The organism is Cupriavidus sp. 8B, from assembly GCF_054589115.1.
The window spans coordinates 60095-82523 of record NZ_BAAILO010000060.1; the positions used below are offsets into that span (position 1 = coordinate 60095).

The following is a 22429-nucleotide window of genomic DNA, read 5'->3' on the forward strand; positions in this document are numbered from 1 at the left end:
AAGTATGGCAACCATCCTCGTAGTCGACGACGAAATGGGTATCCGGGAGTTGCTCTCGGAGATCCTCAGCGACGAAGGCCATGTGGTCGAAGTGGCAGAAAACGCGCAGAAAGCGCGCGAGTACCGTGCCGGCAATACGCCTGACCTGGTGCTGCTTGACATCTGGATGCCCGATACCGACGGCGTCACGCTGCTCAAGGAGTGGTCGGCCCAAGGCTTGCTCTCCATGCCCGTCATCATGATGTCGGGGCACGCAACCATCGATACCGCGGTGGAAGCAACCAAGATTGGCGCGCTCAATTTCCTCGAGAAGCCAATTGCCTTGCAAAAGCTGCTGTCGGCGGTCGAGCAGGGCCTGGCGCGTGGCATCGAGCGTCCGCGCTCGGGCGTGGCCGCAGGCGCGGCGCTGCCCGCGAGCGGCAATGGCGAGGGCACTGCGGCGATTGCCGCGGAAAGCGCCGCCGAGACCGCCAACGGCAGCCCGCAGCGCTTGCCCGAAGCCGAGATGCATTTCTCCTTCGACATGCCACTGCGCGAAGCACGCGACCTGTTCGAGCGCGCCTACTTCGAATACCACTTGCTGCGCGAGCACGGCAGCATGACCCGCGTCGCCGAGAAAACCGGCCTCGAACGCACCCACCTGTATCGCAAGCTCAAGCAGCTTGGCGTGGAACTCGGCCGCAACAAGCCGGAACCTGCAGAACAATGATGCGGTGATGCACGCAGCGCTTGACCGTGTCGAAAAGCGCTGCTATGATTTCGCTTCTTTGGCCCGGTAGCTCAGTCGGTAGAGCAGAGGATTGAAAATCCTTGTGTCGGCGGTTCGATTCCGTCCCAGGCCACCAGCATTACGAAAAAGCCCGAGATCTGAAAAGGTCTTGGGCTTTTTTCATTGTGCCCATGGTTTCATCGCTGCCCTTCAGGCCGTTCAGGCCTTTCAGGCGCGTCCGAGAGACGAAGCCTGGCGCGCACAACACTTCCTCATCCCACACGCATGTAGCCGCTTAGAACACGGCCAGGACGCGTCTATCGCCTCCTTTGCAGGGGCACGCCTCACGCACGCCGGACCTTGCAATATCGCCTGCCACCGCCTAATGTTCAGGCACGAATTTTTTCATCCAATGCCATCGCGCCCGCGATTATCGGCATTGCGCCAATTACCCCGAAAATCCGCCTTTCGCATTTGGTCCTGACCTCCGATTTTCGCGATGTCATGTCACCATCCATGCCATCCCGATAGCGATTCAGCAAAACACGCCGCGCATTCGATACTCCCGGTTCATTCAAAACAAGCCGCACGTGCATTGACGCTGAAAGGCGAAAAACGAAACACTGCGCGCTCCCGCCCATCACTGCAAACCCGATGCACGCGCCTTCCCCCGATGCCATGGCCGAACCCGTCCACGCTGCCGAACAGCACCGCGCAAGCGTACCTGCGCCTGCGAGCACGCTCTGTCAGCGCCTGGTTGCGGAAGGACTCGGCACGGCGCTGCTGGTGGCGGTGGTGGTAGGCTCGGGCATTCGCGCGCAGCATTTGGCCGGCGGCAATGTCGCGCTGGCCTTGCTGGCGAACTCGCTGGCCACGGGAGGCGGGCTGATTGCGTTGTTGCTCGCGCTGGGGCCGGTCTCGGGGGGGCACTTCAACCCGGTCGTCACGCTCTCGGCGATGGTGCGCGGCGCGCTGCCGGCGCGCGATGCCTGGCGCTACGGGCTGGTGCAGATGGGCGGCGCCATTGCAGGGGTCGCCTGCGCGCATGCGATGTTTGGCGAGCCGATGCTGGCCTGGTCGGCGCAAAGCCGGACCGGACCATCGATGTGGTGGAGCGAGTTCGTCGCCACCTTTGGCCTCATCAGCGTGGCGATCGGCACCGGGCGCAGCCGGCCCGGGCTGGTGCCGTTCGCGGTAGCGGGCTATATCACGGCGGGGTACTGGTTCACGGCATCGACGTCATTCGCCAACCCGGCGCTGACCCTTGCGTGCGCGCTGACGGCAACCTTCACCGGCATTCGCGCCATCGATGTGCCGGGCTTCGTGCTGGCGCAGATAGCGGGCGGGTTGAGCGCCACGCTGGTCTTCCACTGGTTGCTGCGAGCCCCGGCTGTGCTGCCGGGCCGTGCGCCGATCACGCGAAAGACGCCATGGCGAGCAGCGGCCACAGCGGCTATAGCGCCTACCAGCGGCGATTGAGCTGCACGCCGAAGATAGAGCCTGAGGTCTGCGAAGCCCAGGTATCGGTGGGCGAGGCAAAGGCGATGCCGTCCACGTCGTTGGCCTTGCTGTAGGTGTAGAAGGCGCGCAAGTTGGCATTGCCGGCCGCCTTGCCAAGCGTGAAGGTAGGCGCCACGGTCACCGCCGTGCGCTGTCCGCTGGCGCCTAAGCCCGAAGAGATCTGGTCGTGCGCCACCTCGAAGGTCAGCTTGAACTGGTCACTGGCGATATAGGCGGGGCGCACGCGCGTGGCCATCCATTGCAGCGTGCCAACCGGCGAGCGGTCGAACTGCATGCTGGACTCGACCGAGCCCGCCAGGCCCAGCCCCGAGCGCTGCTTCCACTCCATTGATTCGGCCACGCGTACGCGCGACAAGGCGGGCCCCATGCCGGTGTAGCCCGTCAACGCGTTACGGCTGCCCTCGCCAAACTGCATGCCGAAGCGGTTGGTGCCGGCGAGCACGCCTTGCTGCTCGTGCATGGCCGACACCCACCACGCGCTGCCGGTCTGCAAGATCAGCGGCTGCGCTTCCACACGCGTATAGCCCAGTTGCACCGAGCCTTTCTCGTTGGTGGCGATGGGCGCGGTGCGCAGCGAATGATAGCTTGGCAGGTTGGCGCCGTTCAGGTCATTGCGCGCGGTGTACTGGTAGTTGAGCGCGATGTCGCCAAAGCGTGCATTGTCCACGCCGAAACGCATCGCCGGCGACGTGGGCGGCAGCAGCCCCGACGACATCAGGAACGACGAGTTCTCGCGCCGGCCGGCCCACATGGTGGCGCCGTCCAGCACCGACAGGCCACTGACCGAGGTATAGATCTGCGGCAGCAGGGCATAGGGATCGACCGCGGCCGGGCGGCCATTGATCGAAGTGGCATCGGTCCCCTTGGCCTGCGCCACCAGTTGCACCTGCGCGCCGCCGTCGAGCGATAACAGGGACTCCTTGACCTTGACCTCGCCGGTGCTGCGGCACGCGAGCCCGCCGCCGATGCCGGTGGACAAGGTGCCACCGCCAGCGCAGGCACGGGTGGCGGTGGTGCGATCGTCATACGCGGCGCGCCCGCTGTAGCCAAGCCGCCAGACCTGATCGCCGGCAGGATCGTCGGCGGGCAACTGGGAAACCAGCGCATATGTTTCACCGGCCGCTGCCGGCGTGTCGGCAGCCTCGCCCTCGGCGGGCTTGGCGACATTCGGCGGGGCGTCCGCCACGAACTCGCCAAGGCGCTTGGGAAAGAACACCACGGGCGGGGGAGGCGCGACAACCGGCTCCGGGGGCAGGGGTGGATCGGGCGGGCCGGCGAGCTCCATGCCGTCGTCATCCAGGCCGGCATTGGCCCAGGTGGCAGGCGGGGGCGGCTCTGGCAGGGCGGCGGCGGGCGTGGGCGAAGCTCCCTCGGCAGCGGCGGCTTTGGGCGCTCCAGGCGCTTCGGGCGCTTCCTGTGCGGCAGCCGCTGCAGGGGCGTCCGCAGCCACCGGGGCCGGGGCGGCTTGTTCGCCCGAGATCAGGGCTGCCAGCGGGTCTGCTTCGGGCGGGGTGGCCGGACTCTGCATCGCCGCGGGCGTGGCCTGCGCATCGGCCGCCGCCAGGTTTGGCCCGGTCCCGGTCTGCGCGCACGCGTTCAGTCCCCAGGCGGCCAGCACGGCAACGGCGAGACAACGCGAGCGGAACGCCGGCAGGCGGCCGGAGGCGGGCGAGGCGGCAAACAACATAGGACAAGACCAGTAAGGCGTGATTTTTTAACAGTCGACCAATTGGACAGCAAGCGGGGTTACAAAATCCGCAGTGGGGGCGTCGTTCTCACCATATGGAATACATCGCTTGCGTCACCTGGCATGTCACGGTGCAGCCATGCCAATGGGAGCGCGGCAGGATGACAGGACGATGTGCAGCACCCTCCGAATCTGCACTTTCCTAGCGAAAACCCGGACTTGCACGGCCCCCCGTGGCGAAAGGGCCACCGCTATAATCACCTGGCCTGTCCAACGGGTACGGACCGGCCCCTCGAGCCTGTTACGAAGGTATGCCAGGATACGCCACGTTCCTGCTATGTCTCCGTAACAGGCTCATTGTTGCGCGGCCGCCGTACCCCGGCTGCCTGCGCGTCACGGTACAGAGCGGGATGCCCACGCATGACGCGGGCGTGCCCACCCCCTGCTGCCGCACTAGAAATCTATAAAAGAGGAGAAGTCATGGAACGTCGTTCCTTTCTGTTGAAGGCATCGGCCGTGGCCGCCACGGGTGCGCTGGCCGCGTGCGGCAAGGAAGAAAAGGCTGCTGCGCCGGCCGCCGCCGGTGCCAGCGCACCAGCCGTGATCGGCAGCAATCCGGCCGTGGAATGGCGCCTGGCTTCGAGCTTCCCCAAGTCTCTCGACACCATCTACGGTGGCGCCGAGCTGCTGTCGCAACGGGTCAAGGAACTCACCGACGGCAAATTCAACATCAAGGTCTTCGCCGCCGGCGAACTCGTGCCGGGCCTGCAGGTGCTGGACGCGGTGCAGAACAACACCGTGCAGATCGGCCACACCGCCGGCTACTACTACTTCGGCAAGAACCCGACGCTGTGCTTCGACACCACCGTCCCGTTCGGCCTGACCTCGCGCCAGCAAAATGCATGGATGATGCAGGGCAACGGCATGAAGCTGATGCGCGAGTTCTTCAAGGAATACAACGTCGTCAACTTCCTTGGCGGCAACACCAACGCGCAGATGGGTGGCTGGTTCCGCAAGGAAATCAAGACGGTTGCCGACCTGCAGGGCCTGAAGTACCGCATTGCCGGTTTCGCCGGCGTGGTGCTGTCGCGCCTGGGCGTGGTGCCGCAGCAGATCGCTGGTGGCGACATCTATCCCGCGCTGGAAAAAGGCACCATCGATGCGGCGGAATGGGTCGGCCCGTACGATGACGAGAAGCTCGGCTTCTACAAGGTTGCCCCGTACTACTACTACCCGGGCTGGTGGGAAGGCAGCGCGCAGCTGTCCTTCTACTCCTCGGCAACCGAGTACGAGAAGCTGCCCGCGCTGTACAAGCGCGCGCTGGAAACGGCCACCATCGAAGTCCACACCAACATGATGGCCAAGTACGACGCGGTCAACCCGCAAGCGCTGGCCCGCCTGCTGGAAAACGGCGTGAAGCTGCGTCCGTTCTCCAAGGAAATCATGGAGGCCTGCTTCAAGGCCACCCAGGACGCCTACGCAGAGGAAACCGCCAAGAACCCGTCGTTCAAGAAGATCTACGACGACTGGCGCGTCTTCCGCAACAACGAAGCAGCGTGGTTCAACGTGGCCGAGCAAGCATTTTCGCAGTTCAGCTTCGCGCACAAGCTGTAAGTGCACTGCCACCTCCCGCGAGGTGGCGCAAGCCAGCCATAAGCCCGTGCCCAGCACGGGCTTTTTTACGCCGGTAGAATCCCCCGATTCCTTGGGACTCTTCATGCAAACCGGCATCATCTACGCGCTGCTCGCCTACATCGTCTGGGGCTTGCTGCCGCTCTATATCAAATCCCTCCACGGCATCGCGCCAATGGAGATCCTGCTGCACCGCATGGTGTGGTCGCTGGTGTTCCTGGGGCTGGTGCTCACCTGGCGGCGCCACTGGGGCTGGCTGCGCGGAGTCTGGACCAATCCGCGCCTGCTGGCCGGCTTCGTTGCCAGTGCGCTGCTGCTGAGCGGCAACTGGTTTCTCTACATCTGGTCGGTATCGAACGGTCGGGTGGTGGACGCCAGCCTGGGCTACTTCATCAATCCGCTGTTCAACGTGCTGCTGGGCGTGCTGTTCCTGCATGAGCGGCTGCGTCCCGGCCAGTGGGCCTCCATTGCCCTGGCTGCGGCAGGCGTGGTCTGGCTGACCGTGGCCGCGGGCCAGCTGCCCTGGATTGCGCTGGCGCTGGCCGCCACCTTCGGCGGCTACGGGCTGCTGCGCAAGACCGCCACGCTGGGCGCGCTGGAAGGCCTCTCGCTGGAGACCATGCTGCTGTTCCCGCTGGCGGCAAGCGCCCTGGCTTACCTGTTCGCGACGGGCCAAGCCGACTTTCCCGAGGTCGGCGGCGGGGTGCAGTTGCTGGCGCTGCTCGCCGGGCCGGTCACCGCCGTCCCCTTGCTGCTGTTCGCGGCCGGCGCGCGGCGTATCCCGCTGTCCTTGCTGGGGCTGCTGCAGTACACCGGCCCGACGCTGCAGCTGCTGCTCGGCGTGTGGCTCTGGAACGAGCCGTTCCCGGCCAGCAAGCAGGTCGGCTTTGCGATGATCTGGATATCGCTGGCTGTCTATGCGATCGAGGGGATATGGGCGGGGCGCCAGCGGGCGAAGCTGGCGACGCAAGGATGAAGAAGGGGCCTCATTGAGGCCCCTTGATATTTACACCAACAATGAAATGTATTGTTGATTGTACGCAAACATTCTTCATACGAATGAATTTTGCCTCTTTGCAGCCATCCACCAAGCAAGCAATGCCTCAAGGCCTGGCGGTGCGCGGCAAAATCATTCTTACTATTTATCAATAGCCAAACAAACAAGATCAGTTGATTTATATGGAGAATAACAAAACCCTTTCACCCCGCCAAACCCGGTCAGTAAAGCCCACGCACCTGGGCATGTAGCCGTACCAACCCCAGCAGCGCATCGATGTTGGGGGTCGCGATCCCGACGTGCTCGCCAATTTCCCGCACCGATGCCACCAGTGCATCGATCTCCACCGGCCGCCCGGCCTCGGCATCCTGCAGCATCGAAGTCTTGAAGGCGCCCAGCTTGCGCGTGACCTGGCTGCGCTCCTCGCCGCTCTGCGCGATCGGGCAACCGATCACCGCGCCGATCTTGCTGGCTTCTTCCATCACCGCCAGGCAGAAACGATTGACCAGCGGATCGTCGAGGATGCGGTCGCAGGTGGCGCCTGTCAGCACGGAGACCGGGTTCATCGTCATATTGCCCCACAGCTTGAACCAGATGTCCTGCTGGATCGCGACGCTGCGCTCGACCTCCAGGCCGCCGCTGGCGAGCAGGCTGGCCACTGCCTCGAGCTTGCCAGCTGCCATGGCCGTAGCGCCGCCCGCCGCGCCCAGGATCAGGCGCGCGCCGAAGCCGTGGCGCACCGTGGCCGGAGCCGGCGTGGAGGCGGTCAGGTGCACCACGCAGCCGATTACCTGTGCCGCCGGGATGGCGCGCGCAATGGCGCCTTGCGGATCCACGGCGCGCAGCGACAGGCCGGCATGCGGGCCGGGCCGCTCGAAGAACCACCAGGGCACGCCGTTCATCGCCGTCACCACGACCGTATCGGGGCCGATCAGCGGTCCGATGGTCTGCGCCAGTTGCGGCAGCGCCGGCGCTTTCACCGCCAGGATCACCACATCTTGCGTACCTAGCGCTGCGGGATCGCCCTGCGCGTGAACCGCGAACGTCTCGCTGCGCTCGCCCTCGATCAGGGTCAGGCCTTGCGAGCGCAGCGCCTCCAGCGTCTGGCCGCGCGCCAGTACGTTCAGCGCCTGGCCGGAACGGGCCAGGCGCGCGCCGATAAAGCCGCCGACGGCACCTGCGCCGACGATGCATAGGGATGTCATGACTGCCTGCTCCTGCTCGTTTATTCTTGCTATGAATCAATGTTGGCTATTCACGATACGATTCATCGATGCCATCAATTTCCCGGGTCAGTGCCGCGAACACATCTTCGCCCGCGCCGAACTTGGGATTGAACTGCAGCGAGTCGCGCGTGCACTTGCGCTGAATCTCCTCGGGCACCGGCAGCGCCGCCCCCATGGCCAGCGTGGCCAGCTGGATCTCGCACGCGCGGTTGAGCAGCCAGAGCGTGGAAAAGGTACGCGCAATGCTGTCGCCCCAGGCCAGCAAGCCATGGTTGCGCAGGATCACGGCGGGCTTGTCGCCGATATTGCGCACCAGGCGCGGCCCTTCGTCGTCGTGCACGGTGATGCCTTCAAACGGATGGTAGGCCACCTTGCCGAACAATTGCGCCGCGTAGAAGTTACTCATCGACAGGCCCTGCGCCGAACAGGCGACCGCCATGCCGGCCGTGGTGTGCGTATGCATGACGCAGTGCGCGCCCGGGATGCCGGCGTGGATGGCGGCGTGCACGGTGAAGCCGGCCGGGTTGACCGGCCAGCGGCTCTCGCCGATGACCTGCCCCGCCAGGTCGATCTTCACCAGGTTGGAGGCGGTCACCTCCGCGTAGCGCAGGCCGAAGGGATTGATCAGGAAGTGAGGACTACCGCCATCGCCCCCCGCCTCGGGCGGCAGGCGCAGCGTGATGTGGTTGTAGATCAGCTCGGTCCAGCCCAGCCGGTCGAAGATGCGGTAGCAGGCGGCGAGCTTGACGCGCGCCTCCCATTCCGCCGGGTGACAGTTGGCAATGGCCATGCAGGGTCTCCTCTCGGGTTGCTCGCCGCGTCGGTGCGCGCGCTTTCAGTGTGCGGTTCAGGTGGGGGCGGGCCATGATGCCGACACGGAGAGACCCCATGCCGACGCCCGATTAATTACCATGTTAATGATTTTGCGAGGCGGGTCAAGCCGGGGCTACCCGCGTACGGCGGCTTGGCACAGGGCAACCAGCAACGCCTCAGGTTCCGGCTCAGGGCAGCGTGTTGCGCATGATCAGCAGCCACGGCATGTGCGAGTTGGTGACGCCGTCGATCATGCCGGAGTCACCCAGCTCGATCAGCTCCATCGACACCGATTGCTGGACATTGCCGCCGATGGCCTTGACCAGGCGTGCCGCCGGGTCGACCTCGACCACGATGTCGCAATGCATGGGCGTGGTGCCAAAGCCGATCTCGGCGGCGCTGTCGAGGTACCTGTCGTGCCCGCGCGCGGCGCAGATCACATCGCCCGGGCGGGGCATGGCGGGCAACGGCTCGATGCGGAACGCCGGCGCGGGCAGGATGCCGTCGCGCGCGTCCACCACGTACATCGAGTGCGAATCGCCGGTCAGGAACTGGCGGTCGTCCAGGCCGGCCTTGCGCATCACCCAGGAAATGAACACGGCAGACCACGCCCAGTTGCCCTGGGTGACCTGGCGGCACGTGACGGCCTTGCCCACGATGGCCCAATAGCGCTGGGCGAGCTTGCAGCCCTGGGGCGTGGCCTCCATGCCGGTGCCGTCGGGAAAGTGCAGGCAGGCCGCCTCGCTGCTCTCCTCGTCCTCGCGGTCGGCGGACCGGTCCGCGGCATCCGTCCCATCCGCTTCGGGTCCGGCCACCGGCATGCCGGACAATACGGGCGCCGGCAGCGGGCTGTCGGCCACGCACGCGGTGTCGTCGCGACCCAGGCGCACGGTCTGGCCACCCCAGCGCTGCCATTCCTGCCAGGCGATCTCAACGATGCGCTGACGCTGCGTGGCGCCGGGCGTTGTCACGGGCCTTTCCGTATCGGGCAGGGGGGTCGCCTGAGGCCGTGCGAGCGGGGAAGGCGTGGTGCAACCCGAGACCAGCGCGAGCGTCATCAGCAGGCTCAGGCCAAGCCGCCGTGCCTGTGGAAAATTTTGTGGGAAACGTTGTGAATAAAGCTGTGGAAATCTGCCGCGCGGCGAAGGAAGGTGCATGAGAGGCCTACTGGGCAGGACGCCCTAGACCCTTGTATTTACTGAGGGAAGGCGCCGATAGGGCACTATCTTATCGGGCTGGTGGAGGGTGCGGCGTATACCGCGAAGCGGCAGGATAACCGCAGGTCAAACACTGTGGATAACGCACCCCGCCTGGCGCTCACCCATGCCATCAGGCAACCGGTGGCGGCACGGCGGGGTTGATCCAACGGGGCTGGCACGAGACCGCCCGCAGGACTCACTGGTTCACTGCGTCCTTGAACTTCTGGCCAGCCTTGAACTTGACGGTCTTGGCGGCTTCGACCTTGATTTCTTCGCCGGTGCGCGGGTTGCGCGCCATGCGTTCGCCACGCTCGCCCTGGCTGAAGGTGCCAAAGCCGATCAGGCTCAGGGTGTCGCCCTTGGCCACGGCTTCCATGATGGCGCCAAGCGTCACGTTCAGCGCTTGTTCTGCCTTGGCCTTGGTCAGGCCGTCCACGCCGGCCGCGATGGCGTCGATCAGTTCGGTTTTCGTCATGCTTCACTCCGTGTCGAGTTGATAAAACAAGGACGCCTGGCTGGGCCGGCGCACTTCGCACCGGCGTCGGCAAAGGCGCCGCGGGCCACATCATACCGTGTCGGGCCACGCCAACTGGGAACAGATTGTTACAGGGCATCCCGCTCCAGGCCGCGCTGGCTGGGGCTTTGTGGGGATTCGGGGGTGCAAGCCGAGCCTTCGCTAGCGTCAGGATGGGCCTCAGGCGAGTTAACGTACCCAGGTGTCCCAGAGGGCATCCACACCTGCAAAACGGCTCCAGAGGCCTTGTGGGCCCTTCCAGGGGCATTGCATTGCAATAGCGAAGCCCGGCGCGGGCAGGGCGAAATCCCTCAAATGCCGGGGCCTCCGGCAGATGCCAAAGGCAACTGGCCGCCGCGCAGCGCTATCCCTGCCCGCCAAGGGGCCTTACAGGCGCTGTGGGCGTTTCTTTCGCTGGAGCCGGGCCCGTGGACCGCGTACCCATTGCAGCGCAGCAGCGAGGGCCGAGAGGCTGCCAGGGAGGGATATGAACTATTGTGCATGACGCCCATTGAGCAAGCGCGGCCGAAATTTCGAGGTTATTCGCGTCATGCATGCGCAGCCTTGGCCGTTAACGGTGCGCGTTTACGGCCAAGCCCGGTCGCCGGGCAGTGCGGACGTATACCGACCGCCGCGAAACGGCGCGTATACCTCGGCCACCCAACACGAAGACCGTGCGTATACGCGGTTGTACCCGGTCTTCCCCGTCAAACATCCCTCAATGTACGGCGGTAAACCGTGCAGCGACCAGGAAATTCCTCTTGCTCAAAAAAGAAGCCACGCCTGAAGCGGCTTTTCAGCCCTTTATTTTTGCGTGGTTCTCTTTGCTCGCCGATATCAGGACGTAGTCCTTTCTGTTTACTTCTTTCTTTAATGTATACAGATAGTAGTAGTAGGTAAACGGTTGCCTTTTCTGTGGATAACCCGGTAAACGCTTTTAAAATCAGTGGGTTGCAAGAAGCAGAAGTGGTCGGACCCGGTGTTGGTGGACGTGGATGACTTAGCCTTTTGGAGGAGGGGGTCGGGTGCAACCCTCCGACTTATGCCTGATGCATCCCCATGCCAACCCCAGGCAGCCCACATGAATTGCATGTCTTTATCCCCAGATTTTTGCCGGGTTATCCACAGACGGTCGGCGGGTTCGTGGTCGTATACGTAGCCACAGGTAGCCACAGAAGAGCTTCTTGAGGCTGTTTTCGATGATGGGTCTTCCCGTTAACCGGTGCGCCGTATACCTGGATCGACGTATACGGGTTCAGGTGGGCCGCCCGTATACGCCTATTTGCCGGCAAGGGGATGCCGCAGCCAATATGGGCAGGTATCATCGCCATCGCGCCCGGGCGGCGCGCAGCCACGCAGGGTGGCAGGAAGGCGGACCAATACGGGATGGCACATGGCGGAACAGGCAGAGCAAGAGGAATTGAACCAGGAAGGGACTGACGCGAAAGACGCCGAGCGCGTCAAGAGCCCCAGGCAGGGCAAGCGCAAGACCGCGTCCGACCGCGTCGAAGTGCGCCGCTCGGGCGTGCATGGCAAGGGCGTCTATGCGAACGCGCCGATTGCCGAGGGCGAGCGCATCATCGAATACAAGGGCGAGCATATTTCGTGGAAGGAAGCGCTCAAGCGCCATCCGCACGATCCGGCGGATCCCAACCACACCTTCTACTTCAGCCTGGAAGACGGCAACGTGATCGACGCCAAGTTCGGCGGCAACCGCGCGCGCTGGATCAACCACGCCTGCGCGCCCAATTGCGAGGCACGCGAGAAGAAGGGGCGCGTGTTCATCCACGCGCTGCGCGACATCGCGGGCGGCGAGGAACTGTTCTACGATTATGGGCTGGTGATCGACGCGCGCTACACCAAGAAGCTCAAGAAGGAGTTCGAGTGCCGTTGCGGCAACCCGAAGTGCCGCGGCACCATGCTGGCGCCGAAGGACAAGAAAGCCAAGTAGGCGTCTTGCAAGGGGACGAGCTGCACGGCTTGTCCCGCCTCAGACGGTCCCGGCGGCCTCGCACGGGATGCGGATCACAAAGCGCATGCCGCGCGCCTCGGCCGCCTCCCCGGAGGCGGGCACATCTTCGATGCGGATGGTGCCGTGATGCAGGCCGATGATTTCATGCACGATGGCAAGGCCGAGGCCGGCGCCGCCGGGCGGTTGCGCCGGCACATTGGGCCCCGGCGTATGGTCGCCGCGGAAGAAGCGCTTGAAGACTTCCTCGCGGCGCGCCAGCGCAATGCCAGGCCCGTTGTCTTCCACCATCACCACCGCCATGCCGCGATGGCCGAGCGCCTCGCCGCCGGCGCGCACGGTGATGCGCCCGCCGGGCGGCACGTATTTCACGGCATTGTCGATCAGGTTGCTGAGCGCTTCGCGCATCAGCAGGCGGTTGCCGCGCACCGTAGAGGGCGCCGCGCCGGTAAAGGTGGGACCGGGCAAGGTCTCGAAGCCCAGGTCGATCTGGCGCGCGAGCGCCTGCGGCACCCACTCGGCGCCGGTCTCGAAGGCCAGCGTGGCCAAGTCGAAATGCTCGATCGGGCCCAGACGCTCCAGCGATAGCCCAGGCTCCGCGCGGGCCAGCGACAGCAACTGGTTGGACAGGCGCACCGCGCGGTCGGCTGCCGATTGCAGCTCGCGCAGCGCGTGGTCCGTCACCGCGGGATCCACCGACTGCACCGCACGGTCGGCATGCAGCTTGACGGCAGTGAGCGGCGTGCGCAGTTGGTGCGCGGCGTCGGCGATGAACTTGCGCTGCGCGTCGAGCGCATCGCGCAGCCTGGCCAGCAGCGCGTTGAGCGCGCGGATCAGCGGCTCCACTTCGGCCGGTACCTGGGTTTCATCGAGCGGCGCCAGCGAGCGCGCGGTCTGGCGATTGAGCTTGTCGGTGAGGATCTGCAGCGGCACCAGCTCTTCCTTGAGCACGTGCGAGAGGATCAGGCTACCCACCACCAGCAGCAGGATCAGCGGCACCGAGACCGACAGCAGGATCTCGTTGGCGGCGGTCTCGCGCCGGTCCAGCAGCTCGGCCACTTCCACCACGATGGGCCCGCGCGGGGCGCGTCCGGCCTCGCTGGTGGCCAGTTCATCCGAGGCCGGGCTGGGCAGGTTGACCGGCAGGCGCACGGCGCGCACCTGGCGCCCGCTGAACCAGGCATAGAAGAGCCGCGCATCGTGCAGCGAAGTCTGCCCGGTGCCGTAGCCCAGCCAGGTGTCCATGCCGCCGATCAGCCCGTCGGGGCCGTGGATGCGCCAGTAGATGCGGTCGGTGCCTTCGGCCTCGACCAGCGTCTGCGCGATCATCGGGATGTCTTGCTCCAGCCGGGGGCCCGCAATGCGGATCTGCTGCGCGATATTGTTGGCCACGCCGTACAGGGCGCGGTCGAATACCTGTGTGGTGTAGTGCGCCGCCAGCCAGTAGGAGAGCGAGCCGCTGGTCAGCACCAGCGCGAACAGCGGCGTGGCCAGCGCGCGCAGCAAGTGCACGCGCAGGCTTTGCGTGGAGGCCGAGCGCGCGGATGGCGTTGCCGCGGCGGTTGCGACCGTCTTGCCGGATACACCGCTGGCGGCGTCGGTCAGGGCCTTGGGAGGCTGGGGAGGACGTGGGCGCAGCCACATGGCGGGCTTCTCCCTGGGCGCGGCGTCAGGTGCCGGCGCGGATCTGCAACAGGTAGCCGAAGCCGCGCACGGTCACGATCTCTACGTCGCATTCTTCGAGCTTCTTGCGTACGCGGTGCACGTAGACTTCGATGGCGGTATCGCCAACCGTGTCCCCGCCTTCGCCCGCGGGATGCGCGAAAGTGGCGAGATGGTCCTGCAGCTGTGCCTTGCTGACCACGCGGCCCTGGCGCTGCAGCAGCAACTCCAGCACGGCGAATTCGCGCGGCGAGAGTTCCAGCGGCTTGCCGTCGATGAACATGCGGCGGTCGTTGCCGGACAGGCGCAGCCGTCCGAGCCGCACGTCGCGCTCGGGCGCGGCCTCGCCGTGCTGGCTGCGGCGCAGCAAGACGCGCACGCGCGCCTCCAGCTCGGGCAGGGCGAAGGGCTTGACCAGGTAGTCGTCGGCGCCGGCGTTCAGGCCGGAGAGCTTGTCTTCGAGCTCGTCGCGCGCGGTCAGGATGATGACCGGCGTGGTGCGGTTGCGGGCGCGGTAGCGCGCCAGCAGTGTCATGCCGTCGATGCCGGGCAATCCCAGGTCGAGGATCACCAGGTCGTGTTGTTCGCGCAGCAGGTGCTCGGTGGCGTAGACGCCGTCATGCACCACGCGCACCTGATGGCCGGCTTGGGACAGGCCGGCTTCGACGCCACTGGCGATCTGACGGTCGTCCTCGATCAGAAGGATACGCATGGTGGCAGGCTGGGAGGCTCGAAAGGGGTCGGGGAAGTGACGAATGCAACAAACGGTCAGCCACCGATTGTACAGCGCAGGGCCGCTTGCGTCCTTTCGGTTTGCCTACAGTCTCCCGGGTAGGCGCAGGCGCGCGCTCAGGCCTTGGACAGCGACGCGGCGGCGCGCTCCATGAAGGCGGCCAGGTCGGTATCGCGCCGGGTCAGGCCGTTGGCGTCATGGGTGGACAGGGTGACGTCGACCCGGTTGTAGACGTTGAACCACTCCGGATGGTGGTCGGCCTTTTCCGCGGCCAGCGCCACGCGCGTCATGAAGGCGAAGGCGGCGTTGAAGTCGGCAAAGGTAAAGCGCTTGTGGATCGCATCGCGGTCATCGACGGTGCTCCAGCCGGGCAGGCCGGCCAGCAGCGGTGCACGTTCTTCAAGCGTTAGGGGCACGACAGGCGCAGGGGACATGATGGGCTCGATGGTCGAAAAGGAAGTTGGCAAACGGGAATACCAGCCCGCCCGCTCAGCTTTCCGGCCATTGCGATGTGCAGGCGGCGGGGGCGGAGCGGGCATGCCGATATTGTTTCACAAAGCGCGCGCGGGGCGCCGGAGTCAGACGTCGTCGCTGTCGGCCCAGCCTTCGCGCGAGCCGCGATGCAGCACGAGGTCGGATTGCCCCACGTCGCCCGCGCCAAGCGTGGGCTGTGCGCGCAGTTCCTCATAGAGCGGCGCGAAGTCGGGGCGGGTGGCGTCGAACAGCTGGTCGAAGCTGTCGATCACGAAGTACGTCTTCTGGAACGTGTCGATGCGGTAGCGCGTGCGCATGATGCGCCGCACATCGAAGCCGATGCGGTTGGGGCTGGCCGAGTCCAAGCTGTAGATCGATTCCCCCTGGCTCGACAGGATGCCCGCGCCGTAGATGCGCAGGCCCCCCGGCGTGCGGATCAGGCCGAATTCCACGGTGTACCAGTACAGCCGCGCCAGCATGTCGAGCGCGCCCAGCGAGGCGGCCTTGAGCCCGCCCTTGCCGTAGGCTTCCATGTAGTTGGCAAAGACCGGGTTGATCAGCAGCGGCACATGGCCGAACACATCGTGGAAGCAGTCGGGCTCCTGCAGGTAATCGAGCTGCTCGGGCTTGCGCATCCACCAGCTGGCGGGAAAGCGGCGGTTGGCCAGGTGCTCGAAGAACACGGCATCCGGCACCAGGCCGGGCACCGCCACCACCTGCCAGCCGGTGGCGCGCATCAGGGTTTCATTGAGCTGGTCGAAGCTGGGCACGCGGTCGCGCTCCATGCCCAGCGTGGACAGGCCTTGCAGGAATTCATCGCAGACGCGGCCGCGCAGCATCGAGGCCTGGCGGTCGTAGAGCTTGGCCCACACCGCGTGGTCCGTCTCCGTATAGCGGTCCAGCGGCTGCGCGATGGTGAAATCGGGGCGCAGCTCCTGGCCGGACAGCAGGCCGGCGTCGAATTGTTCCTTGAGCTTGTCGGTCAAGGTGCCGGCAAAGCTGGCCTGGGCGTCCCCAGCCTGGGTGGCGGTAGCCATTGCGTCCATGATGTTTTATCTCCTGCAGATTTACCGCACAGTTTAGCGAGGAGATGACGTAAATGGCCCGCAAATACGGCTTGGTTTCGTCAGGAGATGCATCAAGCACGCAGAAATTTGGTATTGTATGCGGGAAATATGCGCGGGTGCGCTGCTAGCGACAATCGGCGTGCCGCAAGGCGGCGGTGGGGGTAGCATTCTTCCCGCCAGGCGTAGTGCACAACAAGAAGCGATTCCGACTCGACCATCGCGATCAACGCGATTAACGCGATTAACGCGACCGAAGCGACCGAAGCGACATGACCATGATCAACCTCGACCCATTCGACCTCGCGCTGCTGGCGGCATTGCAGACCGACGGCCGCTCCACCCACCAGCAGCTCGCCGAGCGCATTCATCTTTCACCCAGCCAGATCGGGCGGCGGCTCGCGCGGCTCGAGGCCGACGGTGTGATCACCGGCTACCGCGTGGTGCTGTCGCCGCCATCGCTCGGGCTTGGCGTGCTGGTGTTCACCAGCGTCAAGCTGGCCCACCACGGCGACACCATCGTCGAGCGCTTCCGCGAGGACATCCTGCTGCTGGAAGAAGTGCAGGAGTGCTACTCCGTGGCGGGCGAGGCCGACTACCTGCTGCGCATCATGGTGCCCGACCTGCCGACGCTGGCCGAATTCACGATGAAGAAGCTCATGCGCGTGCCGGGCGTGGAGAGCGTGCGTTCCAACATCGTGCTGACCGCGCTCAAGCGCGACGGGCCGTTGCCGCTGTCGCATTTGCGCTAGCCAGCGAGCCTCTCGCCGCGCGCGCGGACTTGCGCTTGCCATCGGCGCATGTCACCCTCGCCGGGTGCCATAATCGGGAGGAGGCAGGATGACGCAGATCGTCGCTCGGATGGACAAGCGTGAGCAACGTGCGAGAGGTGGGTACTGGTGGGCTGCCGCAGCTTGCCTGCAGGCAGTGTTGGCGACGTTGCCGGGCTCCGGCCAGGCGGCGCAGGTGATCCGCTTCTCACCGGAGGGCGAGGTCGCTCGCGTGCGGCAGGTGGCGATCCGCTTCGATGAAGCGATGGTGCCGCTGGGCGACCTGCAGGCGAGCCCGCCCGCCACGGTGTCCTGCAATGGCAGCACGATCACCGGGCAGGCACGCTGGATCGACGCGAAGAACTGGGCCTTCGATTTTGCGCGCGACCTGCCTCCCGGCGTCAAATGCACGGTGCGCATGGTGGCCGGCCTCAAGAGCGAGGCGGGCAAGGCGTACACCGGCAAGCCGGAGTACCGCTTCGAGACCGGCGGCCCCACCGTGGTCTTCGCGCGACCCGGCGGCGGCGAGATCGAAGAAGACCAGGTCTTTGCGCTGCGCTTCAACGGGCCGGCCACCGCCGACTCGGTGCGCACCGCTGCATGGTGCCAGGCGCAAGGCCTGGGCGAGCGCATCCCCGTGCGCCTCGTTGCCGGCAAGGAGCGCGACGCCGTGCTGGGCGCGCTGCACTGGAAGCTGAAGGCCGACGAGGTGGATACCGTGCACCTGCTGGCCTGCCAGCAGCGCCTGCCGTCTGGTGCGCGCATGCAACTGGTGCTGGGCAGCGGCATCGCCACGCCTTCGGGGTTGGCCACGCGCGACGAGCGGCGCTTCGACTACACCGTGCGCGAGCCCTTCACCGCCAGCTTTACCTGCGAGCGCGAGCGCGCGCAGTCGCCCTGCACGCCGTTGCGGCCTATCTCGCTGTCGTTCTCCGCCCCGATCTCGCGCAAGGACGCCGAGCATATCCTGCTCAATACGCCGAAAGGCCCGCGCGCCCCGCAATTCGAGCCGGACGCGGCGCGCGACGCGCCCGTCAGCAGTGTCAGCTTCAAGCCGCCCTTTGCCGAGAAGACCGAGTTCACGCTTTCGGTACCCGCCGGCCTGAAGGACGACAGCGGTCGCGTGCTGTCCAATGCCGAGCTGTTCCCGCTCAAGGTCAGCATGGCCGCGATGCCGCCGCTGGCGAAATTCTCGGCCGCGCCGTTCGGCGTGCTCGAGCGCTTTGGCGAGTTGCCCAAGGGCCGTGTGCCGGCCGACTATCCGGCGCTGCTGCCGGTGACGCTGCGCAATGTCGAGGCCGACCTGCCGGCGCAAGGCGTGCGCGCGCAAGCTGGCACGGTACGCCGCCTGAAGGTGGACGACGACGGCGCGGTGCTGCGCTGGTACGGTTTGGTGCGCCGGCTGCACGAAGGCAGCTGGACGCGCGGCGAGCTCGACGCCATTCTCGCCGGCCGCTCGCCGTCCGCGGTCAACAACCCGCGCAATGCGCCTTCCATCGAGACCCGCTCCGTGTCGCTGCTCGATGGCGTGGCGGGTGCGCGCAAGCTCGCCATTCCGCAACTGGGCGAGCCCGGCGGCAAGGCGCCCCGCCCGTTCGAGGTGGTTGGCATTGCGCTGCCTGAAGCGGGCTTTCATGTGGTGGAGATCGCGTCGCCGATGCTGGGCGAGGCACTGCTCGGCAAGCCGGCCCCCATGTACGTGCGCACCGCCGCGCTGGTGACCAACCTGGGCGTGCATTTCAAGCTCGCGCGCGGCCCCGGCAAAATGACTGCGCTGGCGTGGGTCACCACGCTCGACGACGGCAAGCCGGTGGCCAATGCCGCGGTGGCGCTGCGCGATTGCAGCGGCAAGCTGCTGGCCTCGGGCCGTACCGATGCCGCCGGGCTGGCGAGCTTCAACGGCCTGGACGACGTGCGCGAGCGCAGTTGCGACGACACCGGGCTGTCTGGCTATTTCGTCTCGGCGCGCATTGCCGCCGATCATCCGCAGGCGCGCGGGCAGGCCGACATGGCCTTCGTGATGTCCGACTGGAACCAGGGCATCGAGAGCTGGCGCTTCAATGTGCCGACCGACACCAGCGCGGTGCCGGACGTGCGCGCCCACACCATCTTCGATCGCACCTTGCTGCGTGCCGGCGAGACCGTGTCGATGAAGCACGTGATCCGCACCGAGACCGCGAATGGCTTCGCCTTGCCGGGTGCGGGCGATCCCTTGCCGGAGAAGCTGGTCATCCAGCATGAAGGCAGTGGCCAGACCTACGAGCAGCCGGTGCAGTGGCGCACGACCGCCACAGGTGGGCGCAGCGCCGAGAGCACGTTCGCGATTCCCGCGGCAGCGAAGCTGGGCGTCTATACCGTGTCGTTGAGCGACGCCAAGGATCGCGTGCTGGACAGCGGCAGTTTCCGCGTGGAGGCTTTCCGCCTGCCGGTGCTCGCGGGCACGCTCAAGGCCGGCAGCGGCGGGGCGCTGGTGGCGCCGGCCGAGGTGCCGCTCAACCTGGAAGTGCACTACGTGTCGGGCGGCGGCGCGGCAGGCCTGCCGGTGCGGGTGTCGGCGCTGCTGCGCGACAAGTACGTGCGCTTTGCCGACTACGATGGCTATGCCTTCGCCGCGCCGCGCAAGCCGCAAAAGGACAGCAGTGGCGATGAGGACGAGGGCGAGGATGGCACTACGCAGCGCGACGAGGCGCAGAAGCTGGTGGCGGACAAGCTGCCGCTGAAGCTGGACAAGAACGGCGGCGGCACGCTGACCCTCAAGAACATGCCGAGGCTGGACGCACCCAAGGACCTGGTGGTGGAGTCGGGCTTTGCCGACCCCAACGGCGAAATCCAGACGCTGCGCCAGACGGCGCCGATGTGGCCGGCGGGCGTGGTGGCGGGCATCCGCACGCAGAGCTGGGTCTCGGTCAAGCAGAAGCTTCCCGTGCATGCCGTGGCGCTCGATCCGCAGGGGCGGCCGCAGGCCAACGTGCCGATCTCGCTGCGCGCGCAGGTGCGCATCACCACCTCGGTGCGCAAGCGCGTGGTGGGCGGCTTCTATCGCTATGACAACCGCAACGAGAACAAGGATCTGGGCATCAAATGCGAGGGCCGTACCGACGCGCAAGGCCGCATGCAATGCGACGTATCGCTGCCCGAGGCCGGCCAGGTGGAGCTGATTGCGCAGGCCCGGGATAACGCGGGACGCGTATCGCAGGCCGCCACTTCGGTGTGGGTGACGCGCCAGGGTGAGCTGTGGTTCGGCGGCGAGAACAACGACCGCATCGACCTGCTGCCCGAGAAGAAAGCCTACGCGCCGGGCGAGACCGCCGTGTTCCAGGTGCGCATGCCGTTCCGCCATGCCACCGCGCTGGTGGCGGTGGAGCGCGAGGGCGTGCTGGAGACCAGCGTGGTGGAGCTCAACGGGCGCGACCCCACGGTGCGGGTCAAGGTGAGGCCGGAGTGGGGCCCCAATGTGTATGTGTCGGTGCTGGCGTTGCGCGGGCGCTTGCGCGAGGTGCCCTGGTATTCGTTCTTCACCTGGGGCTGGCGCCAGCCGACCGAGTGGTGGCAGGCGTTTCGCAGCGAGGGGCGCGAGTACGCCGCGCCGAGCGCACTGGTGGATTTGTCCAAGCCGGCGTTCCGCCTCGGGCTGGCGGAGATCCGCGTGGGCAACGAGGGCTACAAGCTCGATGTGAAGGTGACGCCCGACAAGGCGAGCTATCCCGTGCGCGGCAAGGCGCAGGTAGCCGTGCAGGTGAAGCTGCCGGACGGTAGGCCTGCCGCCAACGGCGAAGTCGCGCTTGCCGCGGTGGATGAAGCACTGCTTGAGCTGATGCCGAACACGAGTTGGGATCTGCTCGACGCGATGCTGCGGCGGCGCAGCTACGGTGTGGAGACCGCCACCGCGCAGATGGAAATCATCGGCCGGCGCCACTACGGCCGCAAGGCCGTGCCGGCAGGCGGCGGTGGCGGCAAGAGCCCGACGCGCGAGTTGTTCGATACCTTGCTGCTGTGGAATCCGCGCGTGCAGCTTGACGGCGAAGGGCGCGCCACGCTGACGGTGCCGCTCAACGATTCGCTCACGCGATTCCGCATCGTGGCCGTGGCCGACCTGGGCGTGGGTCGCTTCGGCAACGGCAGCGCTACCCTTGCTGCCACGCAGGACCTGCAGCTGATCTCGGGACTGCCGCCGTTGGTGCGCGAGGAAGATCGCTATCGGGCCATGTTTACGCTGCGCAATACCACGCAGCGCGCGATGACGGTGCAGGCCGCGGCGCGCGTGAGCCCGCCGGGACCATCCGTGCAGCCGCAGGCGCTGGCGGCGCAGACGGTGGAGATCCCCGCGGGCGAATCGCGCGAGATCGGCTGGGACGTGGCCGCGCCGCTGTTGCCCGCCGGCTCGCTGGTGCAGGACGGCACGGTGCAGTGGGAGGTGGAAGCCACCGAGGCCGGCAAGACGGGGGGCGCCAGCGACCGCGTCAAGCTCTCGCAGCAACTGGTGCCGGCGGTGCCGCTCACCGTGCAGCAAGCCACGCTGGCGCAGCTGGCGCCAAACCTGTCGGTGCCGGTGCGCGCACCGCAGGGTGCGCTGGCGGATGCCGCGGGCCAGCCTCGCGGAGGCCTGCAGGTGAACCTGCAGGCGTCGCTGGCGGGCGGCATGCCGGGCGTGCGCGAGTGGTTCCGCAGCTATCCGTTCACGTGCCTGGAGCAGCGTGCCTCGCGCGCGATCGGGCTGGGTGATGCGGCGCAATGGAACGCATTGACGGCGCAGCTGCCCGGCTATCTCGACAACGACGGGCTGGCCTCGTATTTCCCGCTGCAAAACGACGGCAACGCGGGTAGCGAGGTGCTGACCGCCTACCTGCTGGCAGTCTCCGACGAAGCCGTGCGCGTGGGCCTGCCGCTGCGCCTGCCTGATGCGGCGCGGGCGCGCATGGAAAGCGGCTTGGCCGCCTTCATCGAAGGCCGCATCAAGCGCGAACGCTGGGCGCCCACGCAAGACCTGGAAGTGCGCAAGCTGGCCGCGCTCGAAGCGCTGTCGCGCAGCGGACACGCGCAGGCGCGCATGCTGGGCTCGATCCAGATCCTGCCGGCGCAATGGCCCACCTCGGCGCTGCTCGACTGGATCGCCGTGCTGTCGCGCGTGCAGGATATCCCGCAGCGCGACGAGCGCCTCGCGCAAGCGCAGCAGATCCTGCGCTCGCGGCTGACGGTGCAAGGCACGCGGCTGGCGTTCTCCACCGAGCGCGACGACAACTGGTGGTGGCTGATGAGCGGCGGCGATCTCAATGCCGCGCGCCTGCTGGCGCTGTCGCTTGAGTTGCCCGGCTGGAGGGACGAAAGCGCACAACTTGCAACCGGCTTGCTCGGCCGTCAGATGCGTGGCGCCTGGGGCACCACCACGGCCAACGCCTGGGGCTCGCTGGCGATCACGCGCTTTGCGCAAGCCTTCGAGAAGACGCCGGTGTCGGGGGGGG

16 protein-coding genes and 1 tRNA gene are annotated in these 22429 nt (G+C 66.4%); 8 read left to right on the top strand and 9 right to left on the bottom strand.

The window, feature by feature from the left end; genetic code table 11:
* Positions 1–4 precede the first annotated feature (4 nt).
* The 3 genes from ACYP5B_RS05860 to ACYP5B_RS05870 all read left to right on the top strand — a co-directional run bounded on the left by ACYP5B_RS05860 (position 5) and on the right by ACYP5B_RS05870 (position 2188).
* Positions 5–709 (top strand): response regulator, encoded by a 705-nt coding sequence (locus ACYP5B_RS05860; RefSeq protein WP_267604836.1) that lies wholly within the window; start codon positions 5–7, stop codon positions 707–709.
* 60 nt (positions 710–769) lie between these two features.
* Positions 770–845: transfer RNA gene (locus ACYP5B_RS05865), tRNA-Phe, on the top strand.
* 542 nt (positions 846–1387) lie between these two features.
* Positions 1388–2188, top strand: coding sequence for an aquaporin (locus ACYP5B_RS05870; RefSeq protein ID WP_459568943.1), 801 nt, complete (start codon positions 1388–1390; stop codon positions 2186–2188).
* Here ACYP5B_RS05870 and ACYP5B_RS05875 read toward each other — a convergent pair.
* On the bottom strand, positions 2172–3917 hold the full coding sequence (locus ACYP5B_RS05875) for a carbohydrate porin (RefSeq protein WP_459568931.1): 1746 nt from the start codon (positions 3915–3917) through the stop codon (positions 2172–2174). The genes ACYP5B_RS05870 and ACYP5B_RS05875 overlap by 17 nt on opposite strands.
* 480 nt (positions 3918–4397) lie before the next feature.
* On the opposite strand from ACYP5B_RS05875, the gene ACYP5B_RS05880 reads away from it, so the two are divergent.
* The gene (locus tag ACYP5B_RS05880; RefSeq protein ID WP_400091638.1) at positions 4398–5531 is read left to right on the top strand and encodes a TRAP transporter substrate-binding protein; all 1134 of its coding nucleotides are present in this window, start codon (positions 4398–4400) and stop codon (positions 5529–5531) included.
* 103 nt (positions 5532–5634) lie between these two features.
* Positions 5635–6525, top strand: coding sequence for an EamA family transporter RarD (rarD, locus tag ACYP5B_RS05885; protein WP_267604834.1), 891 nt, complete (start codon positions 5635–5637; stop codon positions 6523–6525).
* 242 nt (positions 6526–6767) lie between these two features.
* Here rarD and ACYP5B_RS05890 read toward each other — a convergent pair whose 3' ends face one another.
* From ACYP5B_RS05890 to ACYP5B_RS05905, 4 genes are all read right to left on the bottom strand, one after another.
* Positions 6768–7751, bottom strand: a complete 984-nt coding sequence (locus ACYP5B_RS05890; protein ID WP_400091639.1) for a 2-dehydropantoate 2-reductase — start codon at positions 7749–7751, stop codon at positions 6768–6770.
* Positions 7752–7797: 46 nt separating this feature from the next.
* Positions 7798–8562 carry a class II aldolase/adducin family protein gene (locus ACYP5B_RS05895; RefSeq protein WP_318233543.1) on the bottom strand — a complete coding sequence of 255 codons (765 nt, stop codon included), beginning with the start codon at positions 8560–8562 and terminating at the stop codon, positions 7798–7800.
* Positions 8563–8773: 211 nt separating this feature from the next.
* Positions 8774–9742: a DUF2272 domain-containing protein gene (locus ACYP5B_RS05900; RefSeq protein ID WP_459568932.1), complete on the bottom strand. Its 969-nt coding sequence runs from the start codon at positions 9740–9742 to the stop codon at positions 8774–8776.
* 238 nt (positions 9743–9980) lie between these two features.
* The gene (locus ACYP5B_RS05905; RefSeq protein WP_006162250.1) at positions 9981–10259 is read right to left on the bottom strand and encodes an HU family DNA-binding protein; all 279 of its coding nucleotides are present in this window, start codon (positions 10257–10259) and stop codon (positions 9981–9983) included.
* A gap of 1432 nt (positions 10260–11691) precedes the next feature.
* Between ACYP5B_RS05905 and ACYP5B_RS05910 the strand changes: the two genes are divergently transcribed.
* A complete protein-coding gene (locus tag ACYP5B_RS05910; protein ID WP_400091642.1) occupies positions 11692–12249 on the top strand; it encodes an SET domain-containing protein in 558 nt (185 codons plus the stop codon).
* Positions 12250–12288: 39 nt separating this feature from the next.
* Here the strand turns inward: ACYP5B_RS05910 and ACYP5B_RS05915 are convergent, their stop codons facing one another.
* The 4 genes from ACYP5B_RS05915 to phhA all read right to left on the bottom strand — a co-directional run bounded on the left by ACYP5B_RS05915 (position 12289) and on the right by phhA (position 16173).
* Positions 12289–13911 (bottom strand): sensor histidine kinase, encoded by a 1623-nt coding sequence (locus ACYP5B_RS05915; protein ID WP_400091643.1) that lies wholly within the window; start codon positions 13909–13911, stop codon positions 12289–12291.
* A gap of 25 nt (positions 13912–13936) precedes the next feature.
* Positions 13937–14641: a response regulator transcription factor gene (locus ACYP5B_RS05920; RefSeq protein ID WP_267604828.1), complete on the bottom strand. Its 705-nt coding sequence runs from the start codon at positions 14639–14641 to the stop codon at positions 13937–13939.
* 137 nt (positions 14642–14778) lie between these two features.
* Entirely contained in the window at positions 14779–15096 is a 318-nt protein-coding gene (locus ACYP5B_RS05925) for a 4a-hydroxytetrahydrobiopterin dehydratase (protein WP_400091645.1), read from the bottom strand.
* A gap of 144 nt (positions 15097–15240) precedes the next feature.
* On the bottom strand, positions 15241–16173 hold the full coding sequence (gene phhA, locus ACYP5B_RS05930) for a phenylalanine 4-monooxygenase (RefSeq protein WP_459568944.1): 933 nt from the start codon (positions 16171–16173) through the stop codon (positions 15241–15243).
* 299 nt (positions 16174–16472) lie between these two features.
* On the opposite strand from phhA, the gene ACYP5B_RS05935 reads away from it, so the two are divergent.
* Together ACYP5B_RS05935 and ACYP5B_RS05940 are read left to right on the top strand one after the other, a co-directional pair.
* Positions 16473–16952: an Lrp/AsnC family transcriptional regulator gene (locus ACYP5B_RS05935; protein WP_150987569.1), complete on the top strand. Its 480-nt coding sequence runs from the start codon at positions 16473–16475 to the stop codon at positions 16950–16952.
* 109 nt (positions 16953–17061) lie between these two features.
* Positions 17062–22429 (top strand): MG2 domain-containing protein (locus tag ACYP5B_RS05940; protein WP_459568945.1); only part of this gene is annotated, 5368 nt, incomplete at its 3' end.

Coding starts and splice junctions, on each gene's coding strand:
- ACYP5B_RS05860 (WP_267604836.1), top strand. CDS start 5: ATGGCAACCATCCTCGTAGTCGACGACGAAATGGGTATCCGGGAGTTG.
- ACYP5B_RS05870 (WP_459568943.1), top strand. CDS start 1,388: ATGGCCGAACCCGTCCACGCTGCCGAACAGCACCGCGCAAGCGTACCT.
- ACYP5B_RS05875 (WP_459568931.1), bottom strand. CDS start 3,917: ATGTTGTTTGCCGCCTCGCCCGCCTCCGGCCGCCTGCCGGCGTTCCGC.
- ACYP5B_RS05880 (WP_400091638.1), top strand. CDS start 4,398: ATGGAACGTCGTTCCTTTCTGTTGAAGGCATCGGCCGTGGCCGCCACG.
- rarD (WP_267604834.1), top strand. CDS start 5,635: ATGCAAACCGGCATCATCTACGCGCTGCTCGCCTACATCGTCTGGGGC.
- ACYP5B_RS05890 (WP_400091639.1), bottom strand. CDS start 7,751: ATGACATCCCTATGCATCGTCGGCGCAGGTGCCGTCGGCGGCTTTATC.
- ACYP5B_RS05895 (WP_318233543.1), bottom strand. CDS start 8,562: ATGGCCATTGCCAACTGTCACCCGGCGGAATGGGAGGCGCGCGTCAAG.
- ACYP5B_RS05900 (WP_459568932.1), bottom strand. CDS start 9,742: ATGCACCTTCCTTCGCCGCGCGGCAGATTTCCACAGCTTTATTCACAA.
- ACYP5B_RS05905 (WP_006162250.1), bottom strand. CDS start 10,259: ATGACGAAAACCGAACTGATCGACGCCATCGCGGCCGGCGTGGACGGC.
- ACYP5B_RS05910 (WP_400091642.1), top strand. CDS start 11,692: ATGGCGGAACAGGCAGAGCAAGAGGAATTGAACCAGGAAGGGACTGAC.
- ACYP5B_RS05915 (WP_400091643.1), bottom strand. CDS start 13,911: ATGTGGCTGCGCCCACGTCCTCCCCAGCCTCCCAAGGCCCTGACCGAC.
- ACYP5B_RS05920 (WP_267604828.1), bottom strand. CDS start 14,641: ATGCGTATCCTTCTGATCGAGGACGACCGTCAGATCGCCAGTGGCGTC.
- ACYP5B_RS05925 (WP_400091645.1), bottom strand. CDS start 15,096: ATGTCCCCTGCGCCTGTCGTGCCCCTAACGCTTGAAGAACGTGCACCG.
- phhA (WP_459568944.1), bottom strand. CDS start 16,173: ATGGCTACCGCCACCCAGGCTGGGGACGCCCAGGCCAGCTTTGCCGGC.
- ACYP5B_RS05935 (WP_150987569.1), top strand. CDS start 16,473: ATGACCATGATCAACCTCGACCCATTCGACCTCGCGCTGCTGGCGGCA.